Source organism: Sarcina sp. DSM 11001 (assembly GCF_900101015.1).
Lineage (GTDB): Bacteria > Bacillota > Clostridia > Lachnospirales > Lachnospiraceae > CAG-791.
In genome coordinates, this window is sequence record NZ_FNFZ01000018.1 from 47900 (window position 1) to 61501 (window position 13602).

Annotated in this window: 7 protein-coding genes; all 7 read left to right on the forward strand. The window is 54.4% G+C overall.

The window, feature by feature from the left end; translation table 11 throughout:
* The first annotated feature begins 134 nt into the window (after window positions 1-134).
* The gene (locus BLT02_RS10605) at window positions 135-2192 is read left to right on the forward strand and encodes an ATP-dependent helicase (RefSeq protein WP_092994937.1); all 2058 of its coding nucleotides are present in this window, start codon (window positions 135-137) and stop codon (window positions 2190-2192) included.
* Window positions 2193-2540: 348 nt separating this feature from the next.
* On the forward strand, window positions 2541-5063 hold the full coding sequence (locus tag BLT02_RS10610) for an alpha-amylase family glycosyl hydrolase (RefSeq protein WP_092994940.1): 2523 nt from the start codon (window positions 2541-2543) through the stop codon (window positions 5061-5063).
* 86 nt (window positions 5064-5149) lie between these two features.
* On the forward strand, window positions 5150-5734 hold the full coding sequence (locus tag BLT02_RS10615) for a DUF5662 family protein (RefSeq protein WP_242869773.1): 585 nt from the start codon (window positions 5150-5152) through the stop codon (window positions 5732-5734).
* Window positions 5703-6581 carry a DUF8091 domain-containing protein gene (locus BLT02_RS10620; RefSeq protein ID WP_347474947.1) on the forward strand — a complete coding sequence of 293 codons (879 nt, stop codon included), beginning with the start codon at window positions 5703-5705 and terminating at the stop codon, window positions 6579-6581. Before BLT02_RS10615 ends, BLT02_RS10620 begins: the two co-directional genes overlap by 32 nt.
* 131 nt (window positions 6582-6712) lie before the next feature.
* Window positions 6713-8170, forward strand: coding sequence for a tRNA (N6-isopentenyl adenosine(37)-C2)-methylthiotransferase MiaB (gene miaB / locus BLT02_RS10625; protein WP_092994943.1), 1458 nt, complete (start codon window positions 6713-6715; stop codon window positions 8168-8170).
* 78 nt (window positions 8171-8248) lie between these two features.
* Window positions 8249-11176, forward strand: a complete 2928-nt coding sequence (gene mutS / locus BLT02_RS10630; RefSeq protein ID WP_092994946.1) for a DNA mismatch repair protein MutS — start codon at window positions 8249-8251, stop codon at window positions 11174-11176.
* A gap of 48 nt (window positions 11177-11224) precedes the next feature.
* Entirely contained in the window at window positions 11225-13597 is a 2373-nt protein-coding gene (gene mutL / locus BLT02_RS10635) for a DNA mismatch repair endonuclease MutL (RefSeq protein WP_092994949.1), read from the forward strand.
* Window positions 13598-13602: the final 5 nt, after the last annotated feature.

Consider the following 13602-nt stretch of genomic DNA (forward strand, 5'->3'; position numbering starts at 1 on the left):
CTGTTTTTTCCTGTCACTGGTTTTATGACTGAACTGACAGCATTAGCATTACTGATGTTATAAAAACGTTATAAAACATGATGGAGATCAGGCTAAACTCAGGACTGAACTCATAACTGAACCCAGTACAGAAAATGAATAATTCTGAAAAAAAGAAAGCTGATCCGGCACAGGAGGCCGCCATCCGCCATGCGGAGGGCCCCTGTGCCGTTATTGCAGGTCCTGGCAGCGGCAAAACCTTTGTCCTGACCCGACGCATCCTGCACCTGATCACCTGTTCCGGAATCGATCCTTCCTCTATCCTGGTCCTTACTTTTTCAAAAGCGGCCGCCCTGGAGATGAGGACCCGTTTTCTGGGACAGTGCGGCCGGGAAAAACCGGGACAGGAGGTCGTCTTCGGGACCTTTCATGCGTTTTTTTACCGCATACTGCAGGAATCAACAGTGGAGAAGCTGCATATGATCGACACCGCTTCCAGGTGGAAATACCTCAGGCATCTGTGCGATGTCCGTCCGGACCTGGTTCCAAAGGGAGCCGGGCCGGAGGAACTCCAGACCCTGATCAGCCGCTTCAAGAACGGTCTTCCCTGCAGATACAAAAATCTGTCCCTCCTGGTCCGGGAATACAACCTTTTTCTGCAGAACCGCGGCTGTGTGGATTTTGACGATATGATCCTGCGCTGCCGGGATCTTTTCAAAAAGGATCCAGGGACGCTCAGACTCTGGCGGGAACGCTTTCAGTGGATCCTGGTCGATGAGTTCCAGGATGTGAGTCCCGCCCAGTATGAACTTCTGCTCATGCTGGCCTTTCCCCGCTGCAATCTTTTTATCGTGGGAGACGATGACCAGTCGATCTACGGATTCCGCGGAGCCGATCCACAGACCATGCAGCGGTTTCTGCAGGATTTTCATCTGACACAACAGATGAGTTTCAGTGACAGTCCTGTAAAAAAAGCGACAGGTTCACCAAACCGCCTTCCGACAGACGGAAAGAGCATTGGAGACCTCCGCTTTCCGGCTGGAGGAAAGAGCATTGGAGACCTCAGTCTTCCGGCTGAAGGAAAGTACATCAGGGACAGCCGCCTTCCGGAAGGACAGGTGGTTTTTCTCACTGCCAACTACCGGTGTGCGCCTGAGATCCTCGCAGCTGCCTCCACCCTGATCCGGGCGAATAAAAACAGGATCAGCAAGACCTTTCAGGCGCGCGCAGCCCTGGAGGGCTGTTTTTATTACAGACCTTTCTCCGATCAGGAGACAGAAAATGCCTTTCTCGTCAGGGAGCTGTCCGACATGTCCCCGGCAGAGCTCGCGGAGACGGCTGTCATCTTCCGCACTCATGCCTCCGCAGGGCAGTTTCTTTCCGTCCTGGAGAAAAACCATATTGCTTTCCTTGCAGAAGGAACTATGAGAAAACAGAAAGAGATGACCAGTGAGAGAGAGATCCTGCAGGACATTCTGGCCTATTACAGGGCGGCTCTGGATCTTGCGGAAAAAGGAGCTTCCCGGCGGGATCTTCTGAGGATCATGAACCGGCCCGAAAGATGGCTTTCCGGGAGCTTTCTCGGCAGCGACAGGATGGGAAGAAACGCGCTTTTATCCGGAGCAGGTCTTGAGAGAGAAACGATTCTGGATCTGACCGGCGATCTGGACCTGCTCATGTCTCTTTCCCCGGTCTACTCCATCCGTTATCTGATCGATAATGTCGGCTACCGCACCTTCGCTGTCCGTTTTTATAGAGAAGCCGGACCTGTTCTGGACAGCCTCTGTGAAGAGGCGGCGGGTTTTTCTTCACCCGAGTCATGGATCAGCAGACTGGAAGACCTGTTGGAGTATTCTCTGTACAAAGGAGAAGAGGAACAGAAAGGGCAGGGCAGGCAGAAAACCGGGAAAAAAGTTCCGAAAAGCAGCGCCATAAAAGCTGCCGGCCCGGGGGTCAATGTCATCACCATGCATGCCTGCAAGGGACTTGAATTTGACACGGTCTATATTCCCGGACTCAATGAGGGGAACATTCCTTCCAGACGGGCCCTGATCTCAACCCAGATTGAGGAAGAGAGGCGCCTTCTGTATGTTGCCATGACACGGGCCAGGAGGAGTCTTACGCTCACTTTTCTGGAGGGGACTCCTGACAGACCGGCTGCACCTTCCAGGTTTCTGCTACAGTACACGCCCTATCGAGGGCGTGTACTGTAGCTTGCGAAAATCCCATTCCAAATCGCTTCGCGATGGGATTTTCGCCGTAAAACTCGGGTTTTTCGCGAAAAAGCCGCGAAAAACGCCTCGAGTTTCGAGCCGGTCTGTACTGTAACAGGTTTCTCCTTCCGTTCCTGCGGGGAAGGCATGATTCAGTTGTATGATTTTGCCAAACATGGTATTATTAAATGTACTTTTTCTGTTGCTGTGCATAGCATTTTCAACCCTTGACATTACGATCCGTTTCATCTCAATGGGGGCAATCCCCGTTTCTGTCAAGGCTCGCCCGCGGGTCTTGATGGTTTCAGAATATGAGTTCTGAGATTTCCGAAAAGGAGGGATACGTCTTTGGTACCTTTTTTTGACATTAAGCCTGCACATGCAGCAAGAGCATGTGTCCGCCCGCTGGGAGATGGAGTCATCCTCGGCGCCGTTTTTTACCAGGACGGAGAGCACGGAATTGAGCTTATTCATATTCCGGACGGACAGACCGTCTATATTCCCTTCACAGACATATACCGTGTCGGACGGGTCTATTCGGTTTTCCTGACTCCTTTTGACTCAGCTAAATGGCTGTACCGCTATAAGAGCTGCGGCAGATGGATCCCGGATCCGCACGCATACGGCCTGCGCCGCGTTAAGATCATGGGAAACGGAATCCCTCAGACAGTACTCGCCTGCAGCTGCGATCCTCTGCGGCCTGAAAATCTTTCAGAGCAGACGGAGGAGGGACCGGAGTATCCTCTTCCTCCCGCAGACTGGACAAAACAGGTGATCTACAGCCTCCATGTGCGCGGGTACACTGCAATGATGCCCGGAGAGCAGAAGAGCCTTCGGGGAACTTTTTCGGCTCTTGTCTCCAGGATCCCCTATCTCCAGGATCTGGGGGTCACGGCCGTCGAGCTTATGCCGGTCTACACCCCTTTCCCGCTGACACACCGCAGTAAAAGCTTCCGCACCATGCAGGAAGCCCTGGGAGCCTGGCCGGTCGGTCCTTCGGGCGATCCTATGAGAGATATGAAGGAACGTCCAAATTACTGGGGGTTCGGGCAGGGGCTCTACTATGCCCTGCGTCCGGAATACGGGACGCAGAAGGAGTTTGCTCAGATGGTCCGCGCTTTCCATAAGGCGGGGATCCGTGTCCTTCTGCAGGTCTATTTTGATAAAGGGGTCCAGATCCCCGATCAGATCAGGATCCTTCGTTTTTATGTCCGCAGATTCGGGATCGATGGTTTCCGGTTGACAGGCAATGTTGACTCTGCGGCGATCGCAGCCAGCCCATCCCTTGCAGACACTGCGCTCTTATACCATTCCTTCCCTTTCAGAGAGCTGGAAGAGGAGAGAGAAGCCTCTGCCCTGTTCTATGAGACAGATCTGGAATCACTGCCGGAAACAACGATGCCGGCACTGGCTGCTGACAAGGACACAGATGATACCTGCGATTCTCCCTGTGCGGAAAACCGGACAAAAGAGAGCAGCCAAAGTATGCCGTCCGGTAAGGATCTTTTACGGTTGATCGTCGGCTCCGGAGCTTCCCGCAGGAGCGCTCCCGCCGCAGTGTATGCTCCAGTCCGCTTTTCCAATCTCATCACCTGCAGCGATGAGTTCCAGACCCTGCTCCGCAGATTCGTCAAGAGCGACGATTATGTGATGACCGACTTCCTGAAGCTCTTTCTCGGAGCTCCGGAGAATCATCCGGATCTGCGCTATGTGACCAGCTGTGACGGGTTCACCCTCGCAGACCTCGTCTCCTACAATGACCGCCACAACGAGGAAAACGGCGAATTCGGTCTCGACGGCTGCCAGGAGAACTTCAGCTGGAACTGCGGTGAAGAGGGCGAAACGGAGGATGAAGAGATCCTGCGGCTCCGCAGAAAACAGGTCCGCAACTTCCTGACGCTTGTCATGCTTTCCAGAGGCACCCCGGTGCTGCTGCAGGGAGACGAGCGCTTCAACACACAGGGAGGCAACAACAATCCCTACTGTCAGGACAATGAAACCACCTGGATCGACTGGACACCTTCCCCTGAACGCGACCAGCTTACGAAATTTACCACTGAGCTGATATCGTTCCGCAGGGACCACCCGGTCTTTACCGGGACAAAGCCCTTTCAGTATATTGACTACCTCAATCTCGGCTACGCTGACGTGTCTCTTCACGGCACAGAAGCCTGGAATCCGGATCTGGGGCCCTCCAGCCACAGTATCGGCATAGCTTACTGTGAAAACTACGCCCAGACCGAAAACAGTCAGCTTCCCGCTTTCACTTATCTGGCTGTCAACATGTACTGGCAAGAGCTTTCGCTTGCCCTTCCCGGGCTGCCCCGATATTACATCTGGAAGGTCTTTATGGACACAGAGACCGAAGAAGGTTTTCTTGCAGAACCGCTCACAGTACCAGACCAGGACAATGTGAATGTCTCTCCCCGTTCCGTACAGATCCTCCAGGCTGTTTTCGACATGGAGGAATTCCTGCGCAGGGAAAAAATAAAGGAAATGGAAGCCTCCTCCCCTGCCGGGGACAAAAACGAACAGGAGCTCCCTGAACAGGAAGGCCCCGGTCAGGAACTCTGTGAAAAGACGGAATCTGAAAAGGCAGAAGGTGAACAGACGGTTCCTGAACAGGCCGAAGGTGAACAGATGAATCCCGGACAGACATCCCCTGAACAAGGGCTCTCTGAACAGCCCCCCTGCGGACAGACAGATTCCGATCAGGTCGATTGCAGGGAGGCAGATTCCGATCAGGTTGAAAGCGGACAGGCAGATCCAGATCAGACAGCCCGTGGTAAGGAAAACTGCGGACAGGGACCTCAGAAACAATTCTCTCCGGAAGAATGGAACAGTTCCTTACTGCATATGAAGGACATTTGAAGGATTTGAAGGATATGAAGCATAACGAACCACACAACATGTGCGAACACATGATCCTGATGCCCGCAGAAGGTCAGACAGTCCGAATGTATACGGGCAGACCTTCAGCCAGAAAGCGTCCGCCAGTTACCAGAGAGAACTTTCTCAACCACCTGAGCACCATTACGAAGCACAAACTCCTGGTGCTTGAGGGATGCTGGAAGGTCGGTCTCTACCGACAGGGACTTCTGCATGACCTCTCCAAATTTTCGCCGACGGAGTTTATCGTCGGTGTCAGGTACTTTCAGGGAAACCGCAGCCCCAATAACGCAGAGAGAGAAGACATAGGATACTCGACCTCCTGGCTGCATCACAAGGGCCGCAACCGCCATCATTTCGAATACTGGGTGGACTATAACCTGCGCCTCAAAGAGGGAGAGTCCCCCGTGATCCCCGTCAAAATGCCGGGCCGTTACGTAGTGGAAATGCTCATGGACCGGATAGCGGCCAGCAAGGTCTACCTGGGGGATGCCTATACAGACGATGCCCCGCTTCGTTATTTCGGAGCCGGCAGCGCAAGCCTGTTCATGCACCCCGAAACCGCTGCGCTTTTAAAGCATCTTCTGCGCATGCTGGCAGAGAAAGGAGAGGACTATACCTTTGCGTATGTCAGAAGGAAGCTCTCCAAATGAGACAGATCATGTTAACAAAACAGATCTTGATCAAAAGGATCCTCCCAAAGTCCGGACCTCCCGGCAGGGCCTGGTCGGTACATTATTCGACAGCCTCGAGGAAGCGAGGATGCGGTTTGACGCGGCGTGCACTGCAGTGATCACGCTTGCCCCCAGGGAGCGGCATGGTATCGGGATGCAGTCAGAAAAGACTCTCCATGCCGTCCTGAAAAACTATATCGATCCTGATGAGGATCATCAGGAGATTCCGATCGACAATTATGTCGCGGATATCTATCATGACGGAAGAATCACGGAGATCCAGACCGCGCACATGGATGCCATGAGAGCCAGGCTCAGATGCTTTCTCCCTCAGTATCCGGTGCGCATTGTCTACCCCGTACCGGCTGAAAAATGGATCATCTGGGTAGATCCTGATACCGGGGAACTGCTCAAAAAAAACCGCTCTCCCCTGAGGGGGAGCTTTTATCATGTCTTCCGGGAGCTGTACAGGATTCGTCCCTTTCTCCTGGATCCGAATCTCTCTTTTGAACTGATGCTCATCGACCTTGACGAATACCGTCTTCTCGACGGGTGGAGCAGGGACAGAAAACGCGGTTCACACCGTTACGACAGGATCCCTGTCCGTCTGCGGGACAGGATGGTCCTCACCTGTCCTCAGGATTATATGCAGTTCGTTCCTGCTGACCTGGAAGAACCCTTTACCTCTGCAGAATTTGCAAAGGCAGTGGGCTTTAGGAAAAAAGGTTTTTCCACCGTCCTGCTCATACTGACAGAAGCAGGCGTCGTGGAGCGGATTGGAAAAAGAGGGAATTCCTGGCTCTACCGCGTCACTCAGAAATGGTGAATAATTTCCGGATCTTCTGTGCCACTTAAAATCCCCGGAGCCAGTCAATGATAACTGTAGCAACTAAGCTCACCTGTGGCGTCTTGACACACAGAGCAGACTGAGGAAACAATTTTTAGCAGGAAAAATATATGGATTATAATGACCGTTTTGAAAAACTGGTAATGGAGGCTGACCTGAATACGCCTCCTCCGGGATCAGAGCCGGAGCGGCAGGCCTGGTTTCTGTGCCGCGCCAAAAAAATCGTGGAGAACCGCGTGCGGAAAGAGGGCAGGAGCCTGACCTTCTGCGTGGAGACCTTCGGGTGCCAGATGAACGCGCGCGACTCAGAAAAAATTATCGGGATCCTGAAGAGCGCAGGATTTGCAGAAGCAGCGTCGGAAGACGCTGATTTTCTTGTCTACAACACCTGTACGGTCCGGGACAACGCGGACCAGAGAGTCTTCGGCCGTTTAGGCAGGGCGGGCCATCTCAAAAAGAACCGTCCCGGCATGAAGATCGCTGTCTGCGGCTGTATGGTTCAGGAAAAGTCAAATGTGGAAAAGATCCGCAAGAGCTACCGGTTCGTGGATCTTGTCTTCGGGACCCACAATCTCTACCGTTTCCCGGAGTATCTGTGCGGCTGCCTGGAATCCGACACTATGCTGGTCGAGATCTGGGACCGTGCGGACAGGATCGTCGAAGATCTGCCCGTCGTGCGCAAATATCCCTTTAAGTCAGGGACAAACATCACTTTCGGCTGCAACAATTTCTGCAGCTACTGCATTGTGCCCTATGTGCGCGGGCGGGAGAGGAGCCGGGCGCCCCTCGATATCCTCAATGAATGTGAGAAGCTTGTCCGGGACGGCGTCGTGGAGATCATGCTTCTGGGGCAGAACGTCAATTCCTACGGTAAGGATCTGGAGACTCCCTGCACCTTTGCGGAGCTCCTGGAAGAGGTCTGCAGGATCGACGGGCTCAAGAGGATCCGCTTTATGACCCCGCATCCCAAGGATCTCTCCGATGATGTCATCAGAGTCATCGCGGAAAATGAAAAGATTGCCCGCCACGTACATCTTCCCCTCCAGTCAGGTTCCGACAGGATCCTCAAAAGGATGAACCGGCACTATACAAAAGAACAGTACATCGCGCTGGCACAGAAGATCCGCGACAGGATCCCTGATGTCTCCATCACGACAGATATTATCGTCGGATTTCCCGGTGAAGAAGACCCGGACATCGACGACACGATCGACGTCGTGCGCCGCGTGGGCTTCGACAACGCCTTTACTTTCATCTATTCCAGGCGCGCCGGTACACCTGCCGCAAAAATGCCTGACCAGGTTCCGGAAGAGGACAAGAGCCGGATGTTCGACCGCGTCCTCAAAGCTGTCCAGGAGACTGCCCACGGCCGCGCCCAGCATCTGACCGGGCGGACTATGGAAGCCCTTGCTGAAGAGGTCAATGTCAGGGACAACAGCTATATTACAGCCAGACTCTCCAACAATATGCTGGTCCATGTAAAAGGCGACCCTTCCATGGTCGGAAAAATGCTGCAGGTACACCTCGATGAATGCAGAGGGTTCTACTTTTTCGGAACAGCTTTGTGATCAGTCTGTATCGCCAGTGTCCAGCCTGTAATCATCCAAAATTTATTAACAGGAATTTTGAAGTAATAAGGATTTTGAATGGAAAATCTGTACGATTATACCCAATATGCTTCCTCCGCCGTCATGGCGGAGGATTCCAAGTTCATGCAGCAGCTCTCTCCGATGATGCAGCATTATCTGCGCACCAAACACGATAATCCCGACTGCCTGCTTTTTTACAGGCTGGGGGATTTTTATGAGATGTTTTTTGATGACGCGGTCACTGTGTCCCGCGAACTGGAGCTGACCCTGACCGGCAAGAGCTGCGGTCTCTCCCAGCGCGCACCCATGTGCGGGGTGCCCTATCACGCCGTCGACAGCTATCTGACCAGGCTGGTGGAATACGGCCACAAGGTCGCCATCTGTGAACAGATGGAGGATCCACGCACGGCAAAAGGCATCGTGCGCAGGGAGGTCGTCAGGATCGTCACTCCCGGCACGAACCTGGACATGAACGCCCTGGAGGAAGGGAAAAACAACTACATCCTGTGCGCATTTTATACCAGCGGACAGATCGGGATCGCCGCCGCGGATATCTCCACCGGCGACTTTCTCGTCACCGAGGTGCCGGATACTGTCAAGCTCTACGACGAGATCATCGGCTACAGCCCCGCGGAGCTCCTGTGCAATGACGCTCTTCTCATGAGCCGGCTCGATCTGGGGGACCTGCGCAGCCGTCTTTCCCTCCAGGTCAGTACCATCGGCACCAGCTTCTTTGAAGAATCCTCTGCCGTAAAGCTCCTGCTGGAGCATTTCAGGACTTCCTCCCTCCTCTCCCTGGGGATCGAGGATTTTCCTTCGGGAACTCTGGCCGCCGGAGCTCTGCTGCGCTATCTCTATGATACACAGAAAAACAGTCTTTCCAATCTCACCAGGATCCGCGCCTACGCTTCCGGCAAATATATGCTGCTGGACAGCTCGACCCGCAGGAACCTTGAACTCACGCAGACGCTGAGGGACAAAAAGAAGAGAGGTTCCCTGCTATGGGTCCTTGACAAGACCTGTACGGCAATGGGAGCAAGGCTTCTGCACCGTTTTCTGGAGCAGCCCCTCACCAACCGGCAGGAGATTGAAAAGAGACTGGACTGTGTCGAGTCTCTGGGCGCCGTGAGCGTGGACCGCGATGAACTGCGCGAATATCTGCGCTCTGTCTATGACCTTGAGCGTCTGATGACCAGGATCTCCTACCAGTCCGCAAATCCCAGGGACCTGATCGCCCTCAGAGATTCCCTTCGGATGTTTGTCCCCATCAAAAATGTCCTTGAGGACATCTGCCGGACACTGGACCCCGGAGAGAAGACTGCAGATGCGGCTTTTTCCCCGGCATCTTTTACAGCTTCCTCCAGGGCTTCCTCTACAACATCCTCTACAGCATCCTCTACAGATACAGCATCCTCCACAGCTCCCGCAAAAGCAGGAACCAGCGTCAAAGACACCCCGTCCGCCTCGTCTTCGGAAAAAGCCGCAGGTCTTGCCCTTTTGAACGACCGGATCGGAGATTATGGCGAGCTTCTGGAACTTCTGGAGAACTCCCTGGTCGATGAGCCCCCTGTCACGATCCGTGAGGGCGGGATGATCCGTTCCGGCTTTGATGAGGATATCGACCACTTGAGAGATGCCCGCGATCACGGCAGGCAGTGGCTGATGGATCTGGAGACCCAGGACCGGGAACGCACCGGGATCAAAAACCTGCGCATCAAGTACAACAAAGTTTTCGGTTATTATTTTGAGGTCACCAATTCCTTCAAACACCTGGTCCCGGAGGACTATATCCGCAAACAGACGCTGGTGGGCTCCGAGCGGTACACGACCCAGAAGCTCAAGGAGCTGGAGGACAGCATCCTCAACGCAGAGGACAAGCTGAACACCCTGGAATACGACGCCTTCTGCCGTGTCCGGGAAGCCTGCGCCGCCCGCATCTCTGATTTCCAGAAAGCGGCAAAAGCCCTGGCTCATCTCGATGCCTTTGCCTCCCTGTCCCTCGTGGCGGAGCGAAACCACTACGTGAGGCCTTCCTTCAATGAGTCCGGATCCATCAGGATCACAGCCGGCAGACACCCTGTCGTGGAACAGATGCAGAGCGGCGACTTTATCCCCAATGACACTCTGCTTGACAACAAAAACAACTGTATCTGTATTATCACCGGCCCCAATATGGCGGGTAAATCCACCTATATGCGTCAGGTCGCCCTGATCGTCCTGATGGCGCAGATCGGAAGCTTTGTCCCTGCTGACAAGGCCAGGCTGTGTGTGACCGACCGGATCTTTACCCGGGTGGGAGCCTCTGACGATCTGGGGAGCGGCCAGAGTACCTTCATGGTGGAGATGAACGAGGTCTCCAATATCCTCCGCAACGCGACTTCCAAAAGCCTCCTGATCCTGGATGAGATCGGCCGCGGCACATCCACCTTTGACGGGATGAGCATCGCCTGGGCTGTCGTCGAGCACATCAGCAACCGCAGATATCTCGGTGCCAAGACCCTGTTCGCGACCCATTACCATGAACTCACTGAACTGGAGGGCAAGATCTCCGGAGTCAAAAACTACTGCGTCGCTGTCCGGGAGAGCGGAGAGAACATCGTTTTCCTCCGAAAGATCGTCAGAGGAGGCGCTGACAAGAGCTATGGAATCCAGGTGGCCCGGCTGGCCGGCCTGCCCGATCTGGTGATCGACAGGGCAATGGAGCTCGTCTCCCAGCTCTCCGACAACGACATCACAGCCAGACTCCAGTCCCTCGATGGAAAGGGAGGAACCTCCGCAGGCAAAAAAAACGGATCAAAACCTGTCCACTACGACGATGTGGATCTGGCCCAGATGTCCCTCTTTGACACCACCTCTGATGAGGACGTCCTCAAAGAACTCTCTGAGGTCGATATCCAGAATCTCACTCCTCTGGATGCCCTCAACACCCTGTACAGGCTCCAGAGCCGGCTCAAAAACCGCTGGAGCGCGCATGAACCGTCTTAGGTATTGAATCAGCCTGGTATTAATTCAGCTTAGTATTTGGATCAGCTTATGGAAATAAAACTTCTGACAGAAGAAACGATCAGCCGTATTTCAGCGGGAGAGGTCATAGAGCGGCCTCTCAACGTTGTCAAGGAGCTGGTGGAAAATTCGATCGACGCGGGGGCAACTGCCATCACCGTTGAGATAAGAGACGGCGGGATCAGTATGATCCGGGTCACAGACAACGGCTGCGGTATCGAACAGGACCAGATCGGCCGCGCTTTTGTACGTCACGCCACCAGCAAGATCCGGGACGCCGCTGATCTGTCCCATCTGTCCTCTCTGGGCTTCCGCGGCGAGGCCCTCGCCAGTATCGCGGCTGTCGCCCAGGTGGAAATGATCACCAAGGTCCGGGAAAGCCTTCTGGGAACCCGGGCGGTCAACGACCATCTGGCAGCCTACTCCCCTGATACCCCGGTCCGGATCGACCTCGAGGAGATCGGGGCGCCGGACGGGACCACCGTCATTGTCCGCAATCTTTTTGGAAGCATTCCGGTACGCCGCCGCTTCCTGCGCCAGCCCCAGACAGAGGCCGGGTACATTACCGATCTCATTGAGAAGCAGGCCCTTTCCCATCCTCTGGTTTCCTTTCACTACCGCGTCAACGGGCAGGACAGGCTCCACACAACCGGAAATGGAAATCTCAGGGAGCTGATCTACCGCATCTACGGTCGGGAGACTGCAAACGCCATCGTACCGATCCACTCCGAAGATCCTGATCACGGTATGGTTCTCGATGGCTTTCTGGGAAAGCCTGAGATCAGCCGCACGACCCGGAGCTTTGAGACTTTTTTCATCAACGGGAGAATGCTAAAAAGCAGAGAGCTTTCCGCCGGCCTCGAGGAGGGGTATAGGACTGACCTCATGCAGCACCGGTTTCCCTTCGCCGTCCTGCATCTGACCATGCCTCCCGAAGACCTGGATGTCAATGTGCATCCTTCCAAGATGGAGGTGCGCTTCACAGACCGCCGCGCCGTCCTCCACTTTCTGGATTCCAGCGTCCATGAGACCCTGAGCAAAATCGAACTAATCCCGAAGGCAACTCTCCGCACGGCAAAGCAGGAACGCGCATTGCGCCAAAAGGAGGCCCGCCTCAAGGAGGAACAGCTCCGCAAGGCTCCCGCCTACGAGGCTTTTGAATCTGCCAGAACAGACCGGATCCCTGCGGCCCCTGCAAAATCTGTCGGGACAGCTGCCGCCCCTTCCGGCTCAGACAGTCCTGCAGAGAACAGTTCAACGATCTTCGAACTCTCTTCACGAAACATCCCGGCTTCCAGTCCGGATCGATCTGTCGCTCCTTCAAAAGACCATCCGTCCTCCGACGGTGTTTCCCGGAAGGATGCCTTATATCAAACTGAAAGAGAAGCGAGGGATCCTCTGCTATTTGAAGACAGACGCCCGTATACGGTGACTCATACCCAGGCCCATACTTCCGCCGAGGCAGCTGTAGTCTCCCCGGGTTCTGAACCCGCAGATTTTTCAGCTCCAGATCAGGCAGGTCCAGGGTATGAAGCCTCCGCTTCCACGGCTGCAGGCACTCTGACGCCTGATGCCGGACCTGCAGTTCCAGAAGCCGCTTTCCCCGACGGTATTCCTGAACAGCTGTCGTTTACGGACGCCCTTTCAGAAAACACATCTCCTGAAAAGGACTTCCTGCTCACCGGGGAAAATGCCGCTCGTTTCAGGTTGATCGGACAGGTATTCGACACCTACTGGCTGATCGAATATGAAAAGCAGCTCCTGATCATCGATCAGCATGCCGCGCATGAGAAAGTCAATTATGAGCGGATGATGAACAGGATTGCGAGAGAGCATCCCGCCCTGGACCACAGGGGCAGCATCCGGACTGCTGCGCCGGAGGAATATCTGGCTCTTGACCGCCTTCTGGAAAAAGAAAGAACCGCTAAACAGCGGCGTGATGAAGCCGGGGAACAAGAGCCTGTTTTCGTCGCCTCCCAGCAGCTCCTGCCTCCTATTGTACTGCGCCTGAGCGGGCAGGAGGAAAATGCCTACCGGCAGTTTCAGGATGTTTTTGCCGCAATGGGATATGAAATAGAAGACTTTGGCGGGAGCACCTTCGCCATCAGAGCCGTTCCTGCCGAACTCTTTGGACAGACAGCAGACAGTCTGTTCAGGGAGGTATTGGAGGAGATCATCAGTGAGCGCGTCAGCGGGACTCCCGGTGTCATTCTTTCTAAAATCGCCTCCCTGTCCTGCAAAGCTGCAGTCAAGGGAAACAGCCGTCTCTCTGAGACTGAAGCAAAAGCATTGATCGCCGAGCTTATCACACTGGAAAACCCCTATCACTGCCCTCACGGCCGTCCCACTATGATCGTCATGAGCCAGCGCGAGATGGACCGCAAATTTAAAAGGATCATCTGAATCCT